This window comes from Oenococcus oeni (assembly GCF_020510245.1).
Classification (GTDB): Bacteria; Bacillota; Bacilli; order Lactobacillales; family Lactobacillaceae; genus Oenococcus; species Oenococcus oeni.
Genome location: NZ_CP084701.1, coordinates 1,417,462 through 1,441,405, shown reverse-complemented (window position 1 = coordinate 1,441,405; position 23,944 = coordinate 1,417,462). Strand labels below are relative to the sequence as shown.

Annotated in this window: 24 protein-coding genes; 18 read left to right on the top strand and 6 right to left on the bottom strand. The window is 39.4% G+C overall.

Annotated features, from left to right (window positions below):
- Positions 1-101 precede the first annotated feature (101 nt).
- Together J3U91_RS07570 and J3U91_RS07565 are read left to right on the top strand one after the other, a co-directional pair.
- Positions 102-926: a hypothetical protein gene (locus J3U91_RS07570; protein WP_004164918.1), complete on the top strand. Its 825-nt coding sequence runs from the start codon at positions 102-104 to the stop codon at positions 924-926.
- A complete protein-coding gene (locus tag J3U91_RS07565; RefSeq protein ID WP_226489934.1) occupies positions 836-1,276 on the top strand; it encodes a helix-turn-helix domain-containing protein in 441 nt (146 codons plus the stop codon). Before J3U91_RS07570 ends, J3U91_RS07565 begins: the two co-directional genes overlap by 91 nt.
- A 533-nt stretch (positions 1,277-1,809) precedes the next feature.
- On the opposite strand, the gene J3U91_RS07560 is transcribed toward J3U91_RS07565, so the two are convergent.
- Positions 1,810-2,079, bottom strand: coding sequence for a hypothetical protein (locus J3U91_RS07560; protein WP_002820840.1), 270 nt, complete (start codon positions 2,077-2,079; stop codon positions 1,810-1,812).
- Between the two features lie 159 nt (positions 2,080-2,238).
- Between J3U91_RS07560 and J3U91_RS07555 the strand changes: the two genes are divergently transcribed.
- Both J3U91_RS07555 and J3U91_RS07550 read left to right on the top strand, forming a co-directional pair.
- Positions 2,239-3,102 carry a glycosyltransferase family 2 protein gene (locus tag J3U91_RS07555; RefSeq protein WP_002820839.1) on the top strand — a complete coding sequence of 288 codons (864 nt, stop codon included), beginning with the start codon at positions 2,239-2,241 and terminating at the stop codon, positions 3,100-3,102.
- A 117-nt stretch (positions 3,103-3,219) separates the two neighbouring features.
- A complete protein-coding gene (locus tag J3U91_RS07550) occupies positions 3,220-4,092 on the top strand; it encodes a glycosyltransferase (RefSeq protein WP_002820838.1) in 873 nt (290 codons plus the stop codon).
- A 2-nt stretch (positions 4,093-4,094) separates the two neighbouring features.
- On the opposite strand, the gene J3U91_RS07545 is transcribed toward J3U91_RS07550, so the two are convergent.
- Positions 4,095-5,327 carry a Fic family protein gene (locus J3U91_RS07545; protein WP_002820837.1) on the bottom strand — a complete coding sequence of 411 codons (1,233 nt, stop codon included), beginning with the start codon at positions 5,325-5,327 and terminating at the stop codon, positions 4,095-4,097.
- A 181-nt stretch (positions 5,328-5,508) separates the two neighbouring features.
- On the opposite strand from J3U91_RS07545, the gene rfbA reads away from it, so the two are divergent.
- Genes rfbA through rfbB form a run of 3 tightly spaced genes read left to right on the top strand, consistent with a single transcriptional unit; the run spans position 5,509 to position 7,948 of the window.
- The gene (gene rfbA / locus J3U91_RS07540) at positions 5,509-6,384 is read left to right on the top strand and encodes a glucose-1-phosphate thymidylyltransferase RfbA (protein ID WP_002826699.1); all 876 of its coding nucleotides are present in this window, start codon (positions 5,509-5,511) and stop codon (positions 6,382-6,384) included.
- Positions 6,385-6,954, top strand: a complete 570-nt coding sequence (rfbC, locus tag J3U91_RS07535) for a dTDP-4-dehydrorhamnose 3,5-epimerase (protein ID WP_002820836.1) — start codon at positions 6,385-6,387, stop codon at positions 6,952-6,954.
- A 4-nt stretch (positions 6,955-6,958) separates the two neighbouring features.
- Positions 6,959-7,948: a dTDP-glucose 4,6-dehydratase gene (rfbB, locus tag J3U91_RS07530; protein ID WP_002820835.1), complete on the top strand. Its 990-nt coding sequence runs from the start codon at positions 6,959-6,961 to the stop codon at positions 7,946-7,948.
- 232 nt (positions 7,949-8,180) lie between these two features.
- Here the strand turns inward: rfbB and J3U91_RS07525 are convergent, their stop codons facing one another.
- Positions 8,181-9,128, bottom strand: a complete 948-nt coding sequence (locus J3U91_RS07525) for an AEC family transporter (protein ID WP_002820833.1) — start codon at positions 9,126-9,128, stop codon at positions 8,181-8,183.
- A 130-nt stretch (positions 9,129-9,258) separates the two neighbouring features.
- On the opposite strand from J3U91_RS07525, the gene rfbD reads away from it, so the two are divergent.
- The 4 genes from rfbD to J3U91_RS07505 are packed head-to-tail and all read left to right on the top strand — an operon-like array spanning position 9,259 to position 13,227.
- The gene (gene rfbD, locus J3U91_RS07520; protein ID WP_002820832.1) at positions 9,259-10,089 is read left to right on the top strand and encodes a dTDP-4-dehydrorhamnose reductase; all 831 of its coding nucleotides are present in this window, start codon (positions 9,259-9,261) and stop codon (positions 10,087-10,089) included.
- Positions 10,089-11,108 carry a lipid II:glycine glycyltransferase FemX gene (locus J3U91_RS07515; RefSeq protein ID WP_002820831.1) on the top strand — a complete coding sequence of 340 codons (1,020 nt, stop codon included), beginning with the start codon at positions 10,089-10,091 and terminating at the stop codon, positions 11,106-11,108. Before rfbD ends, J3U91_RS07515 begins: the two co-directional genes overlap by 1 nt.
- Positions 11,105-11,959 carry a class A sortase gene (locus J3U91_RS07510; protein WP_002820830.1) on the top strand — a complete coding sequence of 285 codons (855 nt, stop codon included), beginning with the start codon at positions 11,105-11,107 and terminating at the stop codon, positions 11,957-11,959. Before J3U91_RS07515 ends, J3U91_RS07510 begins: the two co-directional genes overlap by 4 nt.
- Positions 11,959-13,227 carry an aminoacyltransferase gene (locus J3U91_RS07505; protein ID WP_002820829.1) on the top strand — a complete coding sequence of 423 codons (1,269 nt, stop codon included), beginning with the start codon at positions 11,959-11,961 and terminating at the stop codon, positions 13,225-13,227. Before J3U91_RS07510 ends, J3U91_RS07505 begins: the two co-directional genes overlap by 1 nt.
- A 16-nt stretch (positions 13,228-13,243) precedes the next feature.
- Here the strand turns inward: J3U91_RS07505 and J3U91_RS07500 are convergent, their stop codons facing one another.
- Positions 13,244-13,939 (bottom strand): histidine phosphatase family protein, encoded by a 696-nt coding sequence (locus tag J3U91_RS07500; protein ID WP_002817310.1) that lies wholly within the window; start codon positions 13,937-13,939, stop codon positions 13,244-13,246.
- Between the two features lie 70 nt (positions 13,940-14,009).
- Here J3U91_RS07500 and helD point away from each other — a divergent pair, with 70 nt between their 5' ends.
- The 3 genes from helD (at position 14,010) to smpB (ending at position 19,043) form a co-directional block, all read left to right on the top strand.
- Positions 14,010-16,298: an RNA polymerase recycling motor HelD gene (helD, locus tag J3U91_RS07495; protein ID WP_002817312.1), complete on the top strand. Its 2,289-nt coding sequence runs from the start codon at positions 14,010-14,012 to the stop codon at positions 16,296-16,298.
- Between the two features lie 97 nt (positions 16,299-16,395).
- The gene (gene rnr, locus J3U91_RS07490; protein WP_002820828.1) at positions 16,396-18,576 is read left to right on the top strand and encodes a ribonuclease R; all 2,181 of its coding nucleotides are present in this window, start codon (positions 16,396-16,398) and stop codon (positions 18,574-18,576) included.
- On the top strand, positions 18,576-19,043 hold the full coding sequence (gene smpB, locus J3U91_RS07485) for an SsrA-binding protein SmpB (RefSeq protein WP_002817314.1): 468 nt from the start codon (positions 18,576-18,578) through the stop codon (positions 19,041-19,043). The genes rnr and smpB overlap by 1 nt, the downstream gene beginning before the upstream one ends.
- On the opposite strand, the gene J3U91_RS07480 is transcribed toward smpB, so the two are convergent.
- Complete coding sequence (locus J3U91_RS07480) at positions 19,037-19,561, bottom strand: LURP-one-related/scramblase family protein (RefSeq protein ID WP_002820827.1); 525 nt, start codon at positions 19,559-19,561, stop codon at positions 19,037-19,039. The genes smpB and J3U91_RS07480 overlap by 7 nt on opposite strands.
- Positions 19,562-19,594: 33 nt before the next feature.
- On the opposite strand from J3U91_RS07480, the gene J3U91_RS07475 reads away from it, so the two are divergent.
- Positions 19,595-20,275, top strand: a complete 681-nt coding sequence (locus J3U91_RS07475; RefSeq protein ID WP_002820826.1) for a uracil-DNA glycosylase — start codon at positions 19,595-19,597, stop codon at positions 20,273-20,275.
- Between the two features lie 45 nt (positions 20,276-20,320).
- Entirely contained in the window at positions 20,321-21,310 is a 990-nt protein-coding gene (pta, locus tag J3U91_RS07470) for a phosphate acetyltransferase (RefSeq protein ID WP_002820825.1), read from the top strand.
- On the opposite strand, the gene J3U91_RS07465 is transcribed toward pta, so the two are convergent.
- Positions 21,307-21,627 carry a VOC family protein gene (locus tag J3U91_RS07465; RefSeq protein ID WP_002820824.1) on the bottom strand — a complete coding sequence of 107 codons (321 nt, stop codon included), beginning with the start codon at positions 21,625-21,627 and terminating at the stop codon, positions 21,307-21,309. The two genes, pta and J3U91_RS07465, sit on opposite strands and share 4 nt — an antisense overlap.
- 50 nt (positions 21,628-21,677) lie before the next feature.
- On the opposite strand from J3U91_RS07465, the gene J3U91_RS07460 reads away from it, so the two are divergent.
- Together J3U91_RS07460 and J3U91_RS07455 are read left to right on the top strand one after the other, a co-directional pair.
- A complete protein-coding gene (locus tag J3U91_RS07460) occupies positions 21,678-23,249 on the top strand; it encodes an ABC-F family ATP-binding cassette domain-containing protein (RefSeq protein ID WP_002820823.1) in 1,572 nt (523 codons plus the stop codon).
- A 73-nt stretch (positions 23,250-23,322) separates the two neighbouring features.
- The gene (locus tag J3U91_RS07455; RefSeq protein ID WP_002817319.1) at positions 23,323-23,907 is read left to right on the top strand and encodes a nucleoside/nucleotide kinase family protein; all 585 of its coding nucleotides are present in this window, start codon (positions 23,323-23,325) and stop codon (positions 23,905-23,907) included.
- Positions 23,908-23,944 lie beyond the last annotated feature (37 nt).

Sequence of the window (23,944 nt, the reverse complement as noted above, 5' to 3'; positions counted from 1 at the left end):
CAACTTCTTTTTTAAAAAATTAATCATCCCCGTTCTTTTTTTTAATAAACGCCCGTATCTTAGCAACTGAAAGCTTTTATTTATGTAACGTTATAATTAATTTGTATAAAGTTGTTTTTGTTTCTATTTTTGTCTGCGATATGAATGAATCTAATCAACAACTCAAATTTTTCAGTGATATTTCCGATCAGGAGATTTTTTTTGTAAAAAAAGGCAGCCTCGATTTTCTATTCGACGCCAATAAATTTGTTTTACCGGCAATTGGGAAAGACGATCTGCAGCGGGTTTTTCGCCTGGCCAACTTGGGCAACTATGTTCTGATTCGCGGAGCAGGCAAGGTCATGATCGAATTGCCGATTAATTTGGAAACGCATATTTTGTTGCTTCCAAATGAATATATTCAAAGAGATTTTAGTGACAAGTCCCAAAGCGATGTCCACTCGATTGCTGATGCCGGACAACTTGCTGAACTTGTTTTTTCTCTTTATACGCAAAAGAAACCGCCGACCCGCCAAGTTATGGTTTATTGGCTGGAACAAAAACAATTTGTGGAACAGGTTGAAAATCTGAATTTTAAAAAAGATTCCAAAGAATCGCTTTTCTTTTTTTACCAGGAACAAATTGCGAATAATTTACAGGCCTTGGATCAAAAGAATATCATCAAAAATATGAATGAGTTGAAATCTCTTTTTCCGAATTATCAACATCAGAAAAATCAATTGATCGTCCCGGCTGATCAGAGTTATTTAAAGGAACTGTTAATTTCTTTTATTTGCAGCATGGCCGATCATTCGATTGATTCTGGTTTGTCGCTGAATGAATCTGCCAAATTAGAATGGAACTTATCAATCGGGTATATCAGCAGCAGATTGTTAATTTTTATAGTGAAATCAAAAAAATTGTTTGGGCATATTTTGATAAACTGAAAAACCATAATCGCGAAGACGGCGCCGGTGTTGCTTTTATTTGTCGCAACTACATTGATGGCAACCTTGAAAAAAAGCTAACCTTACATGAAATCGCCGAAAAGGGAAATGTTTCTAAACAAACCCTTAATCCAATTTTCAAAAAAAGGTATGGCGTGACCGTCAAACAGTATGTGAATAATAAGAAAATCGAATTAGCGAAAAAAATGCTGGCTGATAATAAGAAAAATCTGCAGGAAATCTCCAATTACTTGTCCTTTGTTGATAAAAGTTATTTTGTAAAAATTTTTCATTCGATAACCGGTGTTACTCCAAATAAATATCGCCATGAACTTTTTGATAAAAAATAGTTTTTATACCATTACTTTCTTTCTTTATATTTTTGGCATCCTTTATGAATTACGATGTTCTCTGCTATGAGGGGACAGATATGATCACAATAGCCGTTTTATTCTTTATGAGATCAGTTTTTAAGAAAATTAATTCCTTCTATTTATCAAAGAAGAGGGTTCTTAAAAAAGAATAAATTGTTGGCTTGTTTGATTTTTGTTATTTTTCGATTTTTTCAGAAGGGTTCTTACTTTTAATATTTATAATAAAAAAACGCTCCTATTGAAGCGTTTTTTTATTGAATTGATTCAAATAACTAATCCCTCTCTGCTCTTGAATTCTTTAAGACTGATTGGATCTTCTTGGAGTTCCAAATAAACTTTTTTATATTTTTTATAATCAATTGAAACGAGGAAATGGTAATGGTTTGCTTTTCTTGGCCACTCGTCCAATCCATTTGCTCGCTCGAAAATGAGAAAGACCGTTTTGCTTTCCCTGGCCTTTACGACAAGGGGCAGAATCGAAGTTTTCTTTTTTTCTTCCCCGAAATCAATTAATGCCTCGTAAGCCGCTGTTTTAATCCCTGAAAACTTGGCTCCTGCTTTTTGGAAATTTTACCAATCAAGATTTCAATGCCGTCGATAATTTTGTCATCGAAACTCAGATTGCTAAAAGATGTTTTTAATATGAGTAGATTGTTGTTTCCTTCCCCTGTGTAAGCAGCCTCCTTAAATTGAACCAGAATGCTTGTTTTCTCGACTACCAAATCATAATTTGATTTGGTAGCTTTTGTTAAGTCGCCGGCACCCAAATTTAAGCTCATATTCGTTTATTCTCCTTTATGACTTAAATTATATTACTATGACAATTTTTACGATACAGTCATTCTACTTTGAATTTTAAAGGATCTCCAGTAGATTGGGAAAGTCTTACCTCAGCAGAAGATTTGAAAACGCTTTACAATGTATGTAAGAGGTGATATATGTTATTAACGTCCACTGTGATCATGGCAACGTTCAATGGCTCCAAGTATATTCATGATCAGCTTCAATCAATTTTTAATCAAAGTATTTTGCCGACCAGAGTTATTATTCGCGATGACAAATCAAGTGATGATACGGCTGAAATTGTCAACCAGTTTATTGACGGAAATAATTTGCGAGCTAGTTGGGATTTTAAAGTCAATCAAAAAAGAAAAGGCTGGCGGGAAAATTTTATTTCAATGTTGAGGCAGACTGAAACCGATGTCGTTTTTTATAGTGACCAGGACGATATTTGGCAGGAAAACAAAGTGGAAGCTACTTTAACTGCCTTTGAGGCCGAAGAGGAAATGGAAGTGTTGGTTTCCGACTATGTAATTATTCCCAAAGAACAAAATTTGTTGGTTGTTCGTCAACTTGAAGAGACACCTGTTTCCAGTCAACTCTATAAAGTCGATCTGACACTGACGAATTTGGCCGTATACCGTCCTGGGTGCGGCATGGCTTTAAGAAAGTCGATTATTGATTCGACAATCGAAATCTTTCGTCGTGTAAAAGTCGATTTTAATGCGGTTGCCCAGACTCACGACCAGGCTGCTTGGTTGGCGGCAGTTGCCCGCGGAACGCTTTATCATCTTCACCAGCCTTTGTTTATTAGACGGATTCATTCAGACAGCACTTGGCAAACTGAAAAAAAGCAGCATAAAGATCATTTATATGGTGACAGTCTTAGTTTCGTTGTTTATTTGAAGGCAGTTGAAAAATTTTTTGCCGGCAATCAGTCCTATCCATATTTCCTACAGCGGAATTTTCAAGAAGAAATCAAGAATAAAATTCGCAGTTTTTCAGTTGATGAACTATCTTGAATTCATTTTCTGATATTCAATGCACACTTAAATACGATTTATTTTTAATGAGTGCACAAACTTAACCCTGATTTGTACTTTTGTCAGAAAAAATTACAATTAAATTAGGGGGTGGTTATGAAATTAACATCAACAGTGATTATGGCGGCATTCAACGGGTCCAAATATATTTACGATCAACTCGATTCGATTGCCAATCAAAAGCTTAAACCGACAAAAGTAATTATTCGCGATGATTGTTCAACCGATGATACGGAAACAATTGTTAAAAATTTTATTTTTGAACATGATTTACAGAATAGCTGGGATTTTCAGGTTAATCCCGAAAGGAAAGGCTGGCGGGACAACTTTATGGATATGGTTGATCAAACCGATACCGATATTGTCTTTTTTGCCGACCAAGATGACATTTGGAATAAAAACAAAATTTCTGAATCAATGAAATGTTTTTCTGAAAACGATGATATGGAAGTTTTGGTATCCGATTACAATTTCCTTCCGGCTGATCAAAAGATCCTTCCAAAAGACACAATTGACGAAGTCGGAAATGGGGATGTAGGCCAAGTTATTCCTGACCTCCATAATCTGATTATTCGTCGTGACGGTTGTTCAATGGCTTTTAAGAAATCAATTATTGGACCGCTTGAAGAAGTTTATGCGGGAATCAGATCTGATTCGAACGGTTTGGACCAGGCTCACGATCAAGCAACCTGGTTGGCGGGTTTAATGCGCGAGTCTCTTTATCATGTAAACCAACCATTAATGGTTCATCGAGCTCATTTGGACAGTACCTGGCAAACGGTTAGGAAAAATAACCGCAGTCTTTTCGTTGGCCTGCCTGAAGAAGGACCGAACTATATTGTCTTTTTAAAATCAATTCAGAACTTTCTCTTACATAGTTATTCTTATTCCCGTTTTTCAAAGCAGGCACAGCAGAAATTAGAGAAAGTTATTGCCGAAGAAATTGATCTTTTAGCCAATCCTGTTTGATTTTAGTTTATATCGATTGAATGCTGGAATGGATTTTTCTTGAGGGTAGTAATTTGTTTTTTTTGCTCTAAAGATTTGATCGCCAGGTTTATCGCCCGTTTGGAATGCTTGCTGTTTTCCGAAATTTCGACAATTTCACGATCAAGGAGTCCGTCTGCTTGATTATCAGTGAATATTTTCGATTGTAATAAAAGATTTAAAACAAAATACTCCGGTGAATTTATTTGATAAATTTGCTGGATTTTTTTATTGGTTCGGGACAACTGTTTAATATTTACATCGAGATCTTCGATGATCTTGCGCTGCCGATTTTCAATCATCGAAAGTGAATCATTGATAAAAAAACTTCCTTCGGCGAAATTTCCCTGATCACCGAGTGCAAGCAAAGCCTTCTCATAACTTTCCCGATTTTCGTAAATTGCCTGGGCAACATTCAAGCCGGTAACAAGGTCTAATTTTCTGGCCAAGTAAAGAGAAAGAATATAGCGGCTTGTTCGGCCGTTTCCGTCATAGAATGGATGAATATTCTCAAAATAGCCATGAGCCAATAATCCTTTAATCATGAAAGGAATATTTTTGTTGGAAATAAATTTCAACCAATTACTCAGCCGTTGTTCCAGATCGTTTTCGTTGCCGGGCAGTTGAAAAATAATTTTCTGTTGATCATTTTTGATCGAAACCGGTCGATTACGAAAGAAGGCACCGTCCGGCATTTGTTCTTTTTCAATTAAACCGAAGAGGAGCTGATTGTATACCTTTCGAAGGTCGACAAAACTTTCGATTCTTTGGAAGTCATCCTCAAGAATTTTGTTATACATTTTTGCCATCGGGGCAAAGCGAACCTGTTCTTGATTGTCTTTATTGATCGAGTCAAGGGCTGCCTTGACTTCCGTTCTTCTAACTGCAATTCCTGATAGGCGATTGCTGGTAGTTATTTCATTAATGAGGGATTTTTTTAAATATAGTTCTTCGGCAATTGGAGGAAGTTCTTTTAGCTTGGATTTCAATTCGGCCGAATTATATTCGATTCGTTCACAGGCAATTGCAATCTCTCTTAAAGGGGTGATGAACAGCTCGCGACGATCCTGTGACAATTCTTGATGATCGATCAGAAAAGGATAAAGACCGCTTTTGAAAATACCATAATTGTGAATCCGCCGTTCGTATTCTGTTCCGACTGTTTTGCTGTCGTGATGTGCTTCATAGTCAATTGTTTTTAGCGTTTTATACGGCATTTTCTATTTTCCCAAAATTCAATAAATTTTAAAAATCAACATAATAGTATCATTTATATTTGCTCAAAATACGATAAATTACAAAATTAAAATTTCATTTTCTTTATAATTTTTGCATAAACAGCTATATATTCAAAAAAATTAGTATACTAATTATTGTTAGATAAATGAAAGGAATTTTATGAAAGGTATTATTTTAGCGGGTGGTTCCGGTACTCGGCTTTATCCGATTACGAAAGCCACCAGCAAGCAATTGGTACCGATTTACGATAAACCGATAATTTATTATCCAATGTCGGTTTTGATGTTAGCCGGTATTCAAGATATTCTCTTAATTAGTGCTCCGGAGTTTGTTGATCAATTTAAAGCGCTATTTGGCGACGGATCGCAGATAGGCTTGAATATTTCCTATAAGGTTCAGGAAAAACCAAATGGTTTAGCTGAAGCATTTATTCTGGGAGCTGATTTTATTGGCAATGATAATGTTGCTTTAGTGCTTGGGGATAATATTTATTACGGAGCCGGATTAACAAAGCTTTTGCGAACAGCTGCAGCAAAGAAGAATGGCGCGACGGTCTTTGGCTATCGGGTAAAGGACCCTGAACGTTTTGGAGTCGTTGATTTCGATGCAGATGGACGGGCGCTTTCGATTGTCGAGAAGCCGAAAAAGCCGAAATCACATTATGCCGTGACAGGACTTTATTTCTATGACAACGATGTTGTTGAAATCTCCAAGGGAATCAAGCCTTCCAGTCGTGGCGAGATTGAGATTTCCGATATCAATGCCGAATATTTGCGGCGCGGAAGCCTGGAAGTCGAAGTCATGGGACGAGGGTTTGCCTGGCTTGATACAGGCACGCACGATTCTTTGCTCGATGCGGCTAATTTTATTGCTACGATTGAAAAACAGCAAAATTTGAAGGTTGCCGCTCTTGAGGAAATCGCTTTTCGAATGGGTTATATAAATAGTAAGCAGTTGCGCGGATTAGCCCAGTCATTGAAAAAAAATGATTATGGTCGTTATCTTTTACGAATTGCCGATGAGGAGAATAAATGAATGGTTAAATTAATCGATACGAGCTTGCAGGATGTCAAGTTGATTGAAACAGAGGTTTTTGGTGATAAACGGGGTTTCTTTACGGAGACCTGGACGAAAGAAAAGTTTGAAAAACTTGGTTTAAAATTTGATTTTACTCAGGATAATCAGTCTCTTTCGGCCGAAGCAGGTGTTTTAAGAGGCATGCATTATCAATTGGCGCCATACGCGCAAACGAAGATTGTTCGGGTTGTTACCGGAGTTGTTTGGGACTGCTTGGTTGATATGCGCAAAGGTTCACCGACATACGGCAAATGGGAAGGATACATTCTTTCCGAATATAATCATCGTCAATTATTGGTTCCAAAGGGATTTGCCCACGGTTTTGTGACATTGACTCCGAATGTCAATTTTGTCTATAAGGTTGATGGATATTATGCGCCAAAAGCCGACCGAGGAATTGCTTTTGATGATCCCGATGTTGGTATTCAGTGGCCAACCAATGTCGAACATGCAATTATGTCCGATAAGGATTTAAAGCATCCACTGCTCAAGGATGCTGAAAATAATTTCGTTTATGGGGAGATTTGATTAAATGGCAATGAATATTCTTGTTACGGGTGGAGCCGGTTTTATTGGTTCTAATTTTGTACATTATATGTTGAAAGCACACCCGGATTATAATTTAATCGATCTTGATTTGTTGACTTATGCCGGTAATCTGCATAATTTTGATGATATTAAAAATGAATCACACCATATTTTTATTCACGGTGATATCCGCAATGCGCAATTGGTCGATTATTTATTTAAGACCTACGACTTCGATGCAGTTGTCAATTTTGCCGCTGAATCGCATGTTGACCGTTCGATTCTTCATCCGGAAATTTTTGTTCAGACCAATGTTGAAGGCACGGTAAATCTATTGCAAACAGCTAGAAAGTATGGCATCAAAAAATATTTGCAGGTCTCTACCGATGAAGTGTACGGAAGTCTGGGCAAGGAAGGGTATTTTAACGAAGAATCTCCTTTGGCACCCAATTCTCCTTATTCGGCCTCTAAGGCGGCGGCTGATTTGGAAACACGGGCTTTTTACGAGACTTATGGCCTGAATATCAATATCACCCGTACTTCCAATAATTATGGTCCTTACCAGTTCCCGGAAAAGTTAATTCCTTTAATGGTTACCAATGGAATGACCGGGGGGAATCTGCCGATTTACGGAGACGGCGAAAATATTCGTGATTGGTTGTATGTCGAGGATCATGGTCGGGCAATCGATTTGGTTCTTCACCAAGGAAAACCTGGTGAAATTTACAATGTCGGTGGCCACAACGAAAAAACCAACAACCAGATTGTTGATTTGATTGTCGAAAATCTTGGTCTTTCCAAAGACCGAATCAAATATGTCAAGGATCGTCTTGGTCATGATCGTCGTTATGCAATCGATCCAAGCAAGATCAAACGTGAATTAGGCTGGGAACCAACGATTATGTTTGATAAGGGAATTATCAAGACGATTGATTGGTATAAGGAACACGAAGACTGGTGGAAGCCACTTAAAAGTAAGGCAGCGCTGAAGTAAAATATCGATTAAGCATTCCGAAAAATGGAATGCTTTTTATTTTTACTTAATTTCTATTTATATTCCTTTTAATCGAATACGCCTATATTATTCTTCCATAGTCAGTTAGGAAAATTAAAACTGATTGAGAAAGAAACGAGGTGGTTCCAATGGGAACTGATATTTGTTCACGAGACTAAATCGTGACCACAAAAATCAGGTTAAAAGTTATCAAACAATTTCCAAAAAAATTTTAAGCCAAATGAGTTATGATGACCATCATAATCGGAACGATCAATAGGGACAGCAAAGTAGTCTCGGTTACCATGATTGATGAGAAATTGGCATCGGCTTTGTAAATTTTCGAAACTACCGGAGCATTTGTCATAACCGGCATGCAAGATTGCAGAATAAAGACTTGTTTCATCAGGATTGGCATTGATGATGGCAGAACCAAAAGCATCATCAAAAGTGGGGCAAAAATAAAACGTCCAGACAAAACCCCAAGACTATCACGATTTAATTCCATATTTTTAATTCCGGCTGTATGAACTGAGATGCCGATAAAAATCATTGAAAGCGGAATTGTTAATCCACCCATATAGCTAAAGCCTTCCATTAAAAAAGTAGGCAGATGAATTCCAAGAATAACCAAAACAACTCCAATAATAAAGCCGATTAAAGGAGCCGAAAAAATTTTCTTAATAATTGCTTGGAGGCTCATACGTTCGGCCGTCTCGCCATCTCTTTGAATTAAATAAACACCTAAAGTCCAAAAAATCATCGTGTTTGCCATGTAGTAAACAAGCACGTAAGGCAGGCTTTTTGATCCAAAAATCGCCAAATTAATCGGCAGACCAACAAAGACCGTGTTTGAATTAAAAAACATCGACTCAAAAAGTCCTTTGTGGATTGGACGAACTTTAATCAGGCGAACAATCATAATCGAAATAATAAAAAGGATCATCATTGATAAAATCGGAAAACGGAGATCAGGGAGAATGTTCAAAAGTTCTTGCCTAGAAAAGTCGCTTGTAATCGAAGAAATCATATAGGGAGGCAAAGCCACCTGGGTGACCAATTTAGCAATCAGCTTGGTTGAATCCTCGGAAAACCAGTCGCGTGTCGCCAAAAAATAACCGACCGCCACCATCAAAATAATCATTAGAATGCCTGAACCGCTTTCAAGGAAAACCTGCATAAAAAATAAACCGCCTTAAAAAGAATTATTTAATCTCTAACTTAGCACTATTTTATAACTCAATGGAAAAATATTTATTCATTAAAGAGCTTTGCCTGTTTTCAGTATTATGATTAGAAATATGAAATATATGATTACCGGCGCTAATGGGCAGCTTGGTCAAGAACTCCATGAATTATTAGAGGATCGTGGTCTTGATTTTGTTGCTTACGATTCAAAAACTTTAGATATAACTAACCGACAATTGGTTTTTGAAGCAATCGAAGCTCAAAAACCGGATGTTGTTTTGGATGCAGCAGCCTATACCAAAGTCGATGCGGCCGAAGACGAGGGAAAACAGATCAACTGGCAGGTTAATCGAGATGGCAGTAAGAATTTAGCACAAGCAGCTAAAGCTTTTGCCAGTAAATTGGTTTATATTTCAACTGATTATGTTTTCGATGGTACTTCCAGCGACGAATATTCAGAGAATGACCCGACTAATCCTAAAAACGAATACGGTAAAGCGAAATTAGCCGGTGAAAAAGCGATTTTGGATGCTGCTGTTGATGCATATATTATTCGGACCAGTTGGGTTTTTGGAAAATACGGAAATAATTTTGTTTATACGATGCAAAAATTAGCTAAAACGCATCCAAAATTAACGGTTGTTAACGATCAGGTCGGAAGACCAACGTGGACAAAAACACTAGCTGAATTCATACTCTATTTAATCGATCATCAGGCAGCTTACGGAACTTATAATTTATCTAATCGGGGAACGGCCAGCTGGTATGATTTTGCCAAAGAAATTTTAAACAACTATTCGCTTGAAATAAAAGCGGTTAATTCAGATCAGTTTCCTCAAAAAGCCTATCGCCCGCGGCATTCGGTTTTAAGTTTAAAAAAATCTCAACAAACAGGTTTTATAATCCCAACTTGGCAGGAAGCTTTGAAAATGTCGGGTATGATAGATAAGTAATGATATTAGATTTAAACAATGAAGCAGCAGTAAAAAAGTATAACGATTTCGTGCGGACCAACTGGCGTGGTCAAGCAACCCAAGATACTCTCTGGGGCGCTTTGAAGGCCAATTGGGGACACCTTTACGTATACCATGAGAATGAAAGCGGCCAGATTGATGCCGCGATGGCCGTTTTGACAATTGAAGCGGTTCCCGGAAAACTTTTGGCTTATTCGCCGCGGGGGCCAATTGCCGATTTTGAAAATATCGAGCTTGTTGACAGCCTTGTTAATGAGGCACTTGAAGCCCTGCCGAATAATGTTTTTCTTTTGCGGATGGATCCAGAGGTTATTTACGATCAGGATCTAAATGACAGATATCAGGCAGCTGGTTATCAAACGAGAAACGTCCAGATTAAAAGCATGCACGGAAATATTCAACCGCGGAAAAATATGGTCCTAAGCTATAAGGATATAAAAAATGAGGATGATTTGATGACTCATTTCAAGCGTAATTACCGAACTCAGATTCGTCATGCGATTAAAGACGGTATGACGGTTGATTTTGGCCATTCGCGTGAATTTGTCGATGATTTCTACGAGACTTATGTCATGATGGCCAACGCCCAACAAATTACTTATCGTCCAAAAGAATATTTTTATCGGATGAGTGATTTATTTGCTTCAACCGGTTTGTTCAAGATTTTTTTGGCCCACTTTCAAGGCCACATCGTTGCATCGGGAATCGGTTTTGCTCATGGGGATGAAATTTGGTATATGTATGCCGGTTCCGACCGGAAATATTCCAAACACTATGGGCCTTATTTGTTGCAATGGGAAATGACAAAGTGGGGTCTGTCTCTACAAAAAGCCGAATATGATTTTGGTGGTGTTGGCGTTTTTGATCCTTCTGACGGTCTTTATCGTTTTAAACACGGTTTTACTTACAAAGACGCACCGCGCGAATATATTGGCGAGGTTGATAAAGTTCTTGATAAAGATGCCTATGATAAATATTTGCTAACATTTAATAAATGAGCAAAAAGAAAACCAGAGTTAACAAGAAGCGTTCTTTTAAACATTGGCTAATTACAATCAGCCTGTTTTTGCTCTCGATCGGCCTGCTTAGTTATTGGGGCTATCAGCATTATCAAGAGCTTCTTGCCAAAGTCGAACCTTTAAAAGTTTGCCAGCCTAAAAAAACTTCTTCAAAAATATCAAAGTCCGAAAGTGACACAGACTACGCAAAAGATATTTTAAAAATGGTTGAATGGAATCCTCACGCTGATCAAGGCAAAACGAAAATCGGTTATGTCGGTATTCCGAGCCGTCATATTTTACTGCCGATCTACGTCAATCCATACAGCAGCAGTACTTTGAATTTAGGCGCCGCTTCGATTAAGGGCGAAAAAATGGGACAGGCGACGAACTTCACTTTGGCAGCTCATAATTTTAATAATCATGTAACCGGATTTTCTGCTCTGCAGCTCACCGAGAACAAAAACGCGCCTTATTTGACCTCGAGTGGAACTCACAGTGTTCAGGCACTGAAAAATACGAAAGTTTACACGATTGATAAAAAATATTTGTATGTTTATAAAGTAAAAGTTCAAAATACCGTTTATAAAACAAAAGTATCTGTTATGGACTCGAACAATACGATTAATGGCCAGCCGACGCTGACGATTATTTCCTGTTTGTTTCCTAATATTAATTATCGAATTATTACAAGAGCAACATTATTGGTTAAATATCCAGTCCTAAAAGCTCCGAAGGATTTGCTGAAAGTTTTTGATATGCGAATTAATCAAACCAATGCGCATGTCAATTGGTGGAATCCCGGACAAGAAGAAGGATCAAATGGAGCTATGGGAGGATTTAAGAATTAATGAATTATCGTTTCAGCGAGTTATCTGTTTTAGAGTATGCAAATTTTGAGAATAATCATCCACAAGGGAACTTTGTCCAGTCGGCCGAACAGAAGAGTCTCTTGGAAAAGCGCGGCGAAAATGCTGCTCTGGTTGGTTTGAAAGACGATACTGGAAAAGTTGTTGCCGGTGCGCTAGTGACTTGGGCGAAAGTAAAATTGGGGAATTTATTTTCAATTGAACGCGGCCCTTTACTGGATTATTCAAATGAACAGCTTATTAAAGCTTTTATCAGTGGCCTAACAGTCTTTTCTAAAAAGCGTGATGGCTTATTCATCAGAATCCGTCCGAATATCGCCTATGCTAAATACACAGAGAGAGGCAAACTGATTGGCGATAAAAATACCACGTTTGTCGAAAAATTAAATTCATTGGCGGCTGATCATCAATTACCACAAATTGGTTTTTCAACCTCTTCTGAACCGGAATGGCAATTTGTTAAAGATTTGACTGAAGTTGATCCAGAACATGTCGTCAAATCTTATAACCGACAGGCGAAGTACCATTTGAACAAAAATAAACAGTTTTGTATTAAATTACGTAAAATCGGCAGGGATGAACTGCCGGCCTTTAAGAGAATTACTCAACAAACCGCTGATCGTTTGCATTATCACGATAAAAGTTTAGACTTTTATGAAACTTTGTTCGATACATATGGCAAAAAAGCAAAATTTATTTTTGCCGAGATTAATTTTAAAGAATACTCAGAATCTATTGAAAAGGATTTAAACGATATTCAAAAAAAATTAACTGAAATTGCTGGAGCGGATTACCATAATATAAGTGATTTAAGTGATTTTTCCGCTTCTGCCAAGCGGCATTTATCCGAGGGGATAAAAACCGAAACGGCTTTGCAGAAGCGTTTGCAGGAAGCCAAAAAAATGCACCAAGAAGCTAAACACGACATCGTGTTGGTTTCGGTTGCGCTTTTTGTAATTGAAAATCAAGAAGTTGTCTATCTTTATTCCGGCAGCGATGAGAAATACGAACATCTTTTTGCTCCTTACGAAATTCAGGATACGATGATTACCGAAGCGGTTAAAGAGAGGATTCCTCTTTACAATTTTTACGGTGTCAGCGGTAAATTCGACGGATCTGATGGGGTTCTTGGTTTTAAGACCCACTTCAATGGTTATACGAGAGAAATGGTCGGCAGCTTTGATTTCCCGGTCCAGAAAACAAAATATTACTTTTATCGTTTATTTAAAAAAATTCTTCATCGCCAATAAAAAAGTCTGGTTATATTTACCAGACTTTTTCTGTATCGTTCCATAGGTCAATTGTTACATCGCCATCTTTTTTTGCTTCGAAAGTAAGTTTTGAAACAGCGCCATTTGATAAGCTTTTGGAGGCTAATTCCGGGGACTTGTATTTGTTTGCCAAGGCTCGCATTAAGCTTCCATGGGTGACAACGAGAACATTATCGCCAATCTCATAGTTTTGGCGAATCATATTCAGGCCATGCTGTAAACGAGAATTAAATTCATCGGCATTTTCAGCCAGGCTCAATGGATCATTTTTCTTGAATAAATCCATCAGGCCGTCAAAACCATATTTTTTAATTGTGTCACCATAACCAATTGCCCCGTCAACCATTGAAGTATCGATATCATGGTCGAAATCCTCGGCGATCTGTTTGATCGTCAATCCTTCGGCACTGCCAAAGAAAATCTCTCGAAAGTCCCGATTTAAAGTTGCCTTGGCCGGGGAAGCAGCTTCATTTTCATCAAGGATGAATTGAGCTGTTTTATAAGCTCTTGGCAAATCGGAGGCATAGGCAGCGGTGAAATGAACTTTGCTTAAGCGTTTACCAGCCGCTTGTCCATCGGCGATTCCCTTTTCTGTTAAATCGATGTCCGACCAGCCTTGAAAACGATTCATCAAATTAAAATAAGTTTGTCCGTGTCGAACAAAAAATACATTAATACCCTTTTGTGTCATGTTTTAATTCTAGCACGCAGCTGAACGCTATCTAATCGCAAAAATCTGGCGTATAATATTATGACGATTTATGAAAGATAATATTAAGGCACAAGAACAGCGGCATCTCGATTTGGTTTTGCAAAAACTTGATGAAAGAATTAGCGAAACTCAAGGACGGATCGACCGGGCCAATGACAATTTAAAAGAAGCTGAAAAGGGCTGGCGCGATATTAGAGTTAAATTCTCTGATTTCAATGCAGTGGTCGAGACTGGAGCTTCGGTTCACGCACAGCAACAGGTCTTGGCACAAAAAGAGCGTGATATGTCTCAGGCTGAAGTCCAGTTTGAGACATTGCAAAAATTGCGGGGAAGGCCTTATTTCGCCCGGATTGATTTTACCGATATCAGTAATCAGTCCAACCAAACAGAAACGATTTATATCGGTTTGGCATCTTTTTCCGACAATGATGGTCATTTTTATGTTTATGACTGGCGGGCTCCGATATCTTCAATATATTATGATGGCGGCCTTGGGAAAATTGATTATCAGACTCCGGTCGGCAAACAAACGGCGGATGTTAAATTAAAGCGTCAGTTCGAAATTGCCGACGGAATTATTCTGACGGTTTTCGATACCGAAGAAGCGGTCGGCGATAAGCTTTTGCTAAATGCTCTGTCTTCTGATTCTTCGACAAAAATGAAATCGATCGTCACTACGATTCAACATGAACAAAATCGAATTATTCGGGATACCGATTCGGATTTGTTGTTTGTTCAAGGAGCGGCCGGATCTGGGAAAACAGCAGCTGTTTTACAGCGGGTTGCTTATCTTTTGTATCGTTATCGCGGGAAGATAACTTCTGGACAGGTAGTCCTTTTTTCGCCCAATCAGGTGTTTAACGATTATGTGAATGAAGTTTTGCCGGATCTTGGTGAAAATAACATGATCCAGATGACTTTTTATCAGTACGCTAATTATCGTTTGCCAAAAATTCAAGTGCAGACCCTTGCCGAGCGATTCGAGAGTGAAAACGACCCGGAATCGGTTAAAATGACCAATTTAAAGGGCAGTTTGGCTTTTTTCAAGGCTGTTGGTCGTTATTCTCAAAAAATTAGCCGCAGCGGAATGAGTTTTCGCAGTCTCGCTTTTCGGGGAGAACCTTTCTTTAAAAGCGAAGATATCGAAAAAATCTATTATTCATTCAATGACAATTATTCGCTCAATCAGCGTTTAGAAGCAACGAAACAGGCTTTATTAAGAAAAGTTTTCGGCCGAATTTCTTCAGAAATGAAAAAAGACTGGGTTGACATTGCGATTCAAAATCTCCAAGCCGATGAATTGGAAAGTATGCTTGGCGACCCTGATAAACGCCAATACGAATCGGAGAAAAAAGAGCGTAATGAACTGGCACGAATAATTGTTCGGAATGCTTTAAAACCAATTATTCGACGAATCCGTCATGGAATTTTTATGAATCCAAACAAATTGTTTTTGGGTTTTCTAAAATCACTACCTCAATTAATCAATCTCGCCGATTTCGATATTTCCGATCAGGAATGGCAGTCTGCTTTTGAAGGATCAAAATCTGATTTAAGTACTCAAAAACTTAATTTGAACGATACGGCGATTTACTTGTATTTATTTGATTTAGTCAATGGACATCATGGGGATCGAACAATTCGTTTTCTATTCGTTGATGAGGTTCAGGATTATACGGCTTTCCAACTGGCTTTTTTGAAGTTTTCATTTCCGAAAGCCAAATTTACCCTGCTGGGTGATTTGAATCAGGCGATTTTTACCCGAACAAATGCGGGAACTTTGCAATCGGCAATGTATGAGTTGTTCGATCCAAAGAAATCAAAGACGATCAAATTAACAAAAACTTACCGTTCGACCGAACAAATCACTAATTTTACAAGTGCTCTGCTGAAAGATTCTGAAACAATCGAAGCTTTTGCCCGCGAGGGTGAAAAACCGCTTTTTCGAAGTGGCGATTCCTTGAAAAATCTTGCTGATAGTCTATCTCGCAACCTTAAAGCTGACTTAACGACCGCTATCATTACGAAGACGGCCGCTCAGGCAAAAAATGTTTATGAAGAACTACAAAAAAAGAATTATCAAGCGACCTTGATTACCTTGGAAAACCAGCGTTTGGTTCCCGGGACAATTATTATTCCCGGTTATTTAGCCAAAGGGCTCGAATTCGATGCTGTTATTCTTTGGCAGGCCGACAATCGAAATTACGGTAGTGAAGACGATCGGGAATTATTGTACACAATCGCCAGTCGTGCTATGCACCGTTTGACAGTTCTTGCCGACGATTCATTCAGCAGCCTGTTTGATCAAATCGATCAGCAACTTTATGAAAATATTTGATATAATGGTAGGCGACCAGCTGAGGTAGTTTATCTATCTACCTACCCGCCGCGATTTAATTATCGCGGCGTTTTTATTAACCGATATAATTATTAGTATGTCTGCTACTCAATTCGCTTCTGAAAATTTTATTAACGGTACCTTCGTTGCTAATCCAAAGGGATTCGGCTTTGTCAAAACTGATGAAGGCCAGGATGACTTGTTCATCGGTCACAGCAATACCAATTTGGCCATGCAAAGCGATGAAGTTCTTGCTTCAATTATTCACCCGGGCAAAGATGGTCGGGTTCCGGAAGGAAAAATCGAAAAGATCCTTAGCCATGCCAATCAAGAGGTAGTTGGTATTTTTCGTTCCGGTGTTAACGAAAACGACTTGCCGAATAGAAGTAATTTAAATCCAAATGACTACATCGGCACGATCACCTTTAACGATGAAAAACTTCAGGAATACAAATACCTCGTTGATAAAAAAGGTTTGCAGCCCCAGGACCGCGATTCGGTCACGGCGACAACCAGTCAGTTTCCAACCAGCGATCGTCCAAATCTGTTAATTGGATCGGTTACTAATGTTATCGGCCGTTCGGATGCTCCGGGAGTTGATATTTTGGAGATTGTCTACAGCTTGAAAATTCCCAGCAACTATCCGGAAGATGCTGCCCAACAGGCAAAAAATATTCCACAAACGATTGATGTAAAGGCCGCTGAAGCAGAGGGACGACCGGATTTTCGCGATCAGCCCTTAATTACAATTGATGGAGCCGACACGAAGGATATCGATGATGCGGTAGTTGTCTGGAAACTGCCAAACGGCAATTATCATCTAGGGGTTCATATTGCCGATGTTTCAAATTACGTGCCTTTGAAAACGTCTTTGGATGCCGAAGCTTATAAACGTGGAACCTCGGTTTATTTAACTGACCGGGTTATCCCAATGCTGCCGACGGAAATATCCAACGGGATTGCTTCTTTGAATCCTAATGAAGATCGTTTGGCAATGTCCTGTGAAATGGAAATTAATCAAGAAGGACAAGTTGTCAAACATAAGATACAACCAAGCATTATTCGTTCGCATGCACGAATGACTTATGATTCGATTAATAAAATTCTAGACGGCGATCAGGCGGAAACAGCTAAATATGCTGATTTATCGGAAATGATCCATCAGATGGGTGATTTGCACAAAATTCTCGCGGCAATGAGAAAAAAACGTGGAGCAATCGAGTTTGAAACCGATGAGGCGGAAATTATCGTCGATGCCAAAGGACACCCGACTGATGTGTTGGTTCGCGATCGTGGAATTGGTGAACGAATGATTGAATCCTTTATGCTGGCTGCCAACGAGACGGTTGCCGAGCATTTTGATCATTTGCACGTTCCTTTTTTGTACCGTGTTCATGAAGTGCCGGAAGGTGATAAGGTTGTTAATTTCTTCGAATTTATGCGGGCTATCGGCCATCCGATCAAAGCCGATCCGAAAAATCTGCGGCCAAAGGACTTTCAAGCAGCGCTGGATGCGGTTGCCGGGTTGCCGGAAGAAATGATGATCCAAACGATGATGCTTAGAGCAACCAAACAAGCTCATTATTCACCGCAACCAATTGGACACTTTGGCATTGCTGCAAAATTTTACACTCATTTTACCTCGCCGATTCGTCGTTATCCCGATCTGGTTGTTCACCGTTTGATCAAACATTATGCCAAATTCGGGACTGGTCCTTCTTCAACTGACGCTGTGCGGGGAAAACTACCGCAAATTGGGATCGATACCTCTGAGCGGGAACGTAGAGCTGTGGACGCCGAAAGAGCGACTAACGATATGAAATTTGCCGAATATATGGAGGATCATATCGGTGATATTTATGACGGAGTTGTTAATTCAGCTTTGAAATTCGGCCTTTTCATCAGTTTACCGAACACAATCGAAGGACTTGCTCACATAAGTACCATGAAAGATGATATTTATCAATATGATGAAACCCGTCAAGCTTTGATCGGCCGGACCAAGCACCGGATTTTCGCGATTGGTCAGAAAGTTAAGGTACGGGTTATCAATGCCAATAAAGAAACCCGCAAGATCGATTTTGAGTTAATCGATCCGCAATCAGCGCCGGTAACCAAGATTCGTTTAGCTGCCGAACCGGAACGGCACAGTTTCCATCATGACCATAATGGGGACCACCATAATCACCAGCATCAGGAAAATCGGCAAAACAATCGTCATCAAAAGGGAGCTTATAAATCAACCGGCAAATATCGTTTGCGTGGAGGACGTCGTTAATGGCCAAAAAAGACAAACATGATGATGCCCTGGCAAGAAATCGGCGGGCATCTTTCAACTATTTTATTGGAGAAACTTACGAAGCTGGCATTCAGCTTACGGGTACCGAAATTAAATCGGTTCGTCTTGGCCAAATTACGATCGGAGATGCTTATATTACGGTTCGCGACCAACAGGCCTTTTTAAACAACGCGAATATTTCTCCCTACAAACAAGGCAATCAATTTAATGTCGATCCCTTGCGACGGCGTAAACTGCTTTTGCACAAAAAAGAAATCCTTGCACTGGATCGAGCCGTTTCCAAAGAAGGAAAAACAATCGTTCCTTTACGGGTATATATTGTTAAAGGTTTCGCCAAAATATTAATTGCGATTGGGACCGGTAAGAAAAATTATGATAAACGGCAAACAATCAAAGAACGTGATTTAAAACGGGAATTAGGCAAGAATCTGAAGAATTTTCATTGATTAATTCTTGTTGCCATCTTGTATTTATATTTAGTCGATCTGGTCGGCAGCTTTAAGAGACTACGATTTTTTTTCATTCCCCAACGATCCAAAAGAGCGGCGATTGCGACATGAACAGAAGCTTGAGCGTCGTTTTGCACATCTAGTTGGTAAAAAAGACCATCGGGAAATTCAACCGGGTTGACTTCCAGGAGTTTTTTTCGGCCGTGTCTAATGCGGTACTTTCCCGAAACTATTTCGCCGGTAATTACCCAATTTAAATAACGAACGAAAATCACATCGTTGAAACCGGCAAAGTTGAAACCGATTGAACCAACGTATTTGTCCTGATAGAGCAGCTGAAAACGCGGCAATATTCCATAAGATACCTGTCTGATTCTCGATTGTTCTACACCTTGGGTATCGTATACGTAAAGGACGTCGTTTTTGCTTCCGATTTTTCCGGAAATATTGAAAGCAATCGAAAAATCTTCGTTATAAGCTCGATTTTCTCGTTGATTTGTATTATGTTGTTGCATTAAAAAGTAGCGACTCATACTATAATTTTAACCGTGAAAGATTATTTGGTTAACTTAAAAAAGACTGATTGGTATCAACATCTAAAACCGGTTCTGGGTTTAGACTATTTAAATCAGATTAATGATTTTCTTAATAAGGCTTATACTGGACCGCTTCGGGTTTTTCCGCCGGAGGACAAGATTTTTTCGGCAATGCTTTATACGAGCCTGGCGAACACAAAAGTTGTGATTGTTGGTCAGGATCCATATCACGAATTAGGCCAGGCACAGGGTCTTAGTTTTAGTGTTCCAGACAATTTTCCTGCTCCAAGCAGCCTTCAAAATATTCATAAAGAGATTGCCAGCGATCTTGGAAAAACGCGTAACTCACATGATTTGATACCTTGGGCCAAACAGGGTGTTCTGCTTTTGAATTCTGTTTTGACAGTTGAAGAACATAAAGCAAATTCGCATGCCGGAATGATCTGGGAAAAATTTACCGATTCAGTCATTCAACTGGCGAGCGCCGAACCCCAGCCGAAGGTGTTTATTTTGTGGGGGAACTTTGCTCGGAGAAAAGCGGTTTTAATCAATCCAAAAAAGGATCTGATAATTCAATCGGCTCATCCTTCGGGTTTTTCGGCAAATCGAGGCTTTTTTGGCAGCAAACCTTTCAGTCAGACGAACAGCTGGTTGCTTTCACACGACCGAACAGCAATTGATTGGTTAAAATAAGGTGTAAATGAAAACCCTTTCTATAATAACGGGGTTGGAGGAAAAATGACAAATTTATTTACTGAGTTGGCTGATAAAATTAAGGAAAAAAAACTGAGACTCGTTTTTCCGGAAGGCGATGATTCAAGAGTCCAGGGGGCGGCCATCCGTTTAAAAAAAGATGGTTTACTAACGCCGATATTATTGGGAGATCAGGCAGCGGTCGAAAAGACAGCTGCAGATAATCATTTCGACCTGAGTGGCATCAAGCTTATCGATCCGCTTAAATTCGATGAGAAGCAGTTCAATCAATTGATCGATAAACTGGTTACCCGACGAAAAGGGAAAACTGACCCGCAAACGGCAGCTATGTGGCTGCAGGAAGTAAATTATTTCGGTACCATGCTTGTTTATACCGGCAAGGCCGACGCAATGGTTTCCGGTGCTGTTCATCCAACCGGCGATACGGTTCGTCCCGCTTTGCAGATTATCAAGACAGCTCCTGGTGTCAGTCGTATTTCCGGTGCTTTTATTATGCAAAAAAATGATGAACGCTATCTGTTTGCCGATTCGGCAATTAATATCGAACTTGATGCACAAACCATGGCTGAGATTGCCGTTCAATCAGCCCATACGGCTAAAATATTTGGAATCGATCCAAAAGTTGCCATGCTGAGTTTTTCAACCAAAGGATCGGCAAAACATGCATTGGTCGATAAAGTTGCTCAGGCAACTAAGCTGGCGCAGGAGATGGCACCGGATTTAGCTGATAATATTGATGGTGAATTACAATTCGATGCAGCTTTTGTCGAATCGGTTGCCAAATTAAAAGCTCCGGGATCAAAAGTGGCCGGTCATGCGAACGTTTTCATTTTTCCAAGTTTGGAAGCAGGAAATATTGGTTATAAAATTGCCCAACGCTTGGGTGGATACGAAGCAATTGGTCCTATTTTGCAAGGATTGGCAGCACCTGTTTCCGATCTGTCGCGTGGAGCAAGTCAAGAAGACGTATATAAAGTTGCAATTATTACTGCTGCTCAGGCTTTAAAAAATTAGTTATCTTCGTTTCCTTCGATAATAACCGTATTGCCTTCCGAATCATGGATTCTCAGGGCAATTTTTTTATTAAAACGATGTTCTGGTTCGGCTATTTCAGTTAAAAAATTGTTGGCTAAATGTTCACGGATTTCATGAAGATGATCGCGTACCAGCAATTCCAGCTCGATTCTTTTCGAACTCTTGATAAATTTTATTGGCTGGCCGTCGACAATTAATGTTGTTTGGTCCTTTGGATTACGAAGGAATTCGAAAACATCCCGGTAAAAGCGATAAGCACGTTTTGTATCATCGGCCGGAATTATTTTTGGACGCATTTTACGAGGTTTCATTTCAGCAAATATTCTAACATGCTAGACTGTTTCTGATGGCTTTATTAGATGTGACTGGGTTAACGATGGCCTATGCCGATAAAAAATTGTATACGGATGCCGGTTTTACACTGGAACGAGGAGAACATTTAGGGATTGTTGGCCAAAACGGTGCCGGTAAATCGACACTGATTAAAATTCTGACCGGGAAAGTTTTACCAATCGCCGGTCGGGTTGAGTGGAAGAAAAAAATTCAGATTGGTTATTTGGATCAGTACGCCGATATACCGTCGGGAATGAGTCTGATCGATTTTTTGCATACCGCTTATAGCGATCTTTACGACAAAGAAAAGAAGATGACCGATTTATACTCGAAGTACGCCGAGCTTGTCGATGACAAGTTGTTGGAACGGGCAACCCGTTTTCAAAACGAATTGGATGCAGCCGATTTTTATTCGATTGACAACAATGTCGAGCAAGTTATCACCGGATTGGGTTTGGATTCGATCGGCCGCGACCATATTATTTCCGAGATGTCGGGTGGCCAGCGGGCGAAGATTATTTTGGCAAAGCTGCTTTTAGAGGGCAATGACGTTATTATTCTTGACGAACCGACCAATTATCTCGACGTTTCCCACATTAAATGGTTGGAAGGATACTTGCAAAATTACGATGGAGCTGCTTTGATCATCAGTCACGATTTTGATTTTCTAAATAATGTTGCCAATGTCATTTTGGATGTATCCTTTAATACTTTGACAAAATACCGTGGTAATTTCGACCAAGCGATGCGGCAGAAAACGGAAAAAACCGAGCAGCAATTGCGGGCCTATAACAAGCAGCAGGAAGTTATCAAAAAAACAAAGACTTTTATCCAAAAGAACAAAGCACGAGCCTCGACAACCGGACGAGCCAAGTCGAGGGAGAAAATGCTGGCTCATATGGATATTATCGAGCCGCCACAAACAAATCCGAAGGCTACTTTTAAATTTCCTTATATCGAATCGCAGTCAACCGATGCTTTGAAAGCGGAACGCTTAGTCGTTGGTTACGATCCTAAAAAACCCGTCTTGAATCCGATTACTTTCAGCATGTCTTCGGGCGATAAAATCGTCTTTACGGGTTTTAATGGTGCTGGTAAATCGACTTTGATTAAAACTCTGCTTGGCATTCTGCCGGCTATTTCCGGTAAATCGAAATTTTCGCCATCGGCAAAGACAAATTACTTTGACCAGGATCTGATTTGGGATGATGATAAAAAGATTCCTTTACAAATTATGCAGGCGGCCTATCCTTTGGAAGAACAAAAACAATTGCGTCAAAGGCTTGGCGCGGCCGGGATTAATGCCGACAATGCGACTAAACAAATGTGTTTATTGTCTGGAGGGGAACAAACGAAAGTTAAATTAGCCTTAATGGAACTAACACCGTCGAATTTTTTGATTTTAGACGAGCCGACCAATCATTTGGATGAAGCAACCAAAAATTCTTTGAAAAAGGCGATTCAAAAATTTGACGGAAGTTTGATTCTTGTCACTCACGAACGGAGTTTTTATGAAGGCTGGATTGATAAGGTTATTGATATCGCCTCTATGTCGAATATGCAGCCCGGAGAAGTTGAAGAATAATTCCCGAATATTTTTGGGAATTATTTTATTTTAAACTTGAAAAAGTTAATTCAGTTTATAATATTTAATCAATATGGAAAACGAAAATCGCGTAATCGTAATCACTGGGGCTTCCGGAGCTGGTAAGACATCAGTTGCTCGTTATCTTCGTGCTAAATACAGTGTTCCGCGGGTGATCACTCATACAACCCGCGAGCCAAGAGAAGGTGAAATCGACGGTGTCGACTATTACTTTGAAACCGAAGATTCATGGGGCAAGAATCACTTTATTGAACAGGTTAATTATTCTGGTTACAAGTATGGTTCCTCTTATGAAGGACTCGAACGGGCCTGGGCCAAGTCGAAACGATCGAATCATCCGGGTGTTATAAGCCTGGTTGTTGATACGATTGGGGCAATCACATACAAGGAAACCTTAAAAGACCAAGCGATTATCTGGTTTGTAACAGTTAGTGATGTCGCTGGTTTGAGAAATCGTTTGATTGCGCGTGGAGATAATCCAAAACGTGTCGTCGAACGAACTAGTTCCAACGACTTCGAGCGCGATATGCATCTTCCTGAAAAACTTAAAAATCGAGCAACAGTCATTATTAACGATAATTGGCAATTGACTCAAGAAGGGGCCGATAAATTTATTAATAAACTATTTTACATGTAGTTTTTAAAGAGCTTGAAACAAGGCTTGTTTTTGCTTT

Coding starts and splice junctions, on each gene's coding strand:
- J3U91_RS07505 (WP_002820829.1), top strand. CDS start 11,959: ATGAATTATCGTTTCAGCGAGTTATCTGTTTTAGAGTATGCAAATTTT.
- rfbC (WP_002820836.1), top strand. CDS start 6,385: ATGGTTAAATTAATCGATACGAGCTTGCAGGATGTCAAGTTGATTGAA.
- J3U91_RS07465 (WP_002820824.1), bottom strand. CDS start 21,627: ATGCGTCCAAAAATAATTCCGGCCGATGATACAAAACGTGCTTATCGC.
- J3U91_RS07480 (WP_002820827.1), bottom strand. CDS start 19,561: ATGCAACAACATAATACAAATCAACGAGAAAATCGAGCTTATAACGAA.
- smpB (WP_002817314.1), top strand. CDS start 18,576: ATGGCCAAAAAAGACAAACATGATGATGCCCTGGCAAGAAATCGGCGG.
- J3U91_RS07560 (WP_002820840.1), bottom strand. CDS start 2,079: ATGAGCTTAAATTTGGGTGCCGGCGACTTAACAAAAGCTACCAAATCA.
- J3U91_RS07510 (WP_002820830.1), top strand. CDS start 11,105: ATGAGCAAAAAGAAAACCAGAGTTAACAAGAAGCGTTCTTTTAAACAT.
- helD (WP_002817312.1), top strand. CDS start 14,010: ATGAAAGATAATATTAAGGCACAAGAACAGCGGCATCTCGATTTGGTT.
- J3U91_RS07555 (WP_002820839.1), top strand. CDS start 2,239: ATGTTATTAACGTCCACTGTGATCATGGCAACGTTCAATGGCTCCAAG.
- J3U91_RS07455 (WP_002817319.1), top strand. CDS start 23,323: ATGGAAAACGAAAATCGCGTAATCGTAATCACTGGGGCTTCCGGAGCT.
- J3U91_RS07515 (WP_002820831.1), top strand. CDS start 10,089: ATGATATTAGATTTAAACAATGAAGCAGCAGTAAAAAAGTATAACGAT.
- rnr (WP_002820828.1), top strand. CDS start 16,396: ATGTCTGCTACTCAATTCGCTTCTGAAAATTTTATTAACGGTACCTTC.
- pta (WP_002820825.1), top strand. CDS start 20,321: ATGACAAATTTATTTACTGAGTTGGCTGATAAAATTAAGGAAAAAAAA.
- J3U91_RS07460 (WP_002820823.1), top strand. CDS start 21,678: ATGGCTTTATTAGATGTGACTGGGTTAACGATGGCCTATGCCGATAAA.
- J3U91_RS07550 (WP_002820838.1), top strand. CDS start 3,220: ATGAAATTAACATCAACAGTGATTATGGCGGCATTCAACGGGTCCAAA.
- J3U91_RS07545 (WP_002820837.1), bottom strand. CDS start 5,327: ATGCCGTATAAAACGCTAAAAACAATTGACTATGAAGCACATCACGAC.
- rfbB (WP_002820835.1), top strand. CDS start 6,959: ATGGCAATGAATATTCTTGTTACGGGTGGAGCCGGTTTTATTGGTTCT.
- rfbD (WP_002820832.1), top strand. CDS start 9,259: ATGATTACCGGCGCTAATGGGCAGCTTGGTCAAGAACTCCATGAATTA.
- J3U91_RS07500 (WP_002817310.1), bottom strand. CDS start 13,939: ATGACACAAAAGGGTATTAATGTATTTTTTGTTCGACACGGACAAACT.
- J3U91_RS07565 (WP_226489934.1), top strand. CDS start 836: ATGGAACTTATCAATCGGGTATATCAGCAGCAGATTGTTAATTTTTAT.
- rfbA (WP_002826699.1), top strand. CDS start 5,509: ATGAAAGGTATTATTTTAGCGGGTGGTTCCGGTACTCGGCTTTATCCG.
- J3U91_RS07525 (WP_002820833.1), bottom strand. CDS start 9,128: ATGCAGGTTTTCCTTGAAAGCGGTTCAGGCATTCTAATGATTATTTTG.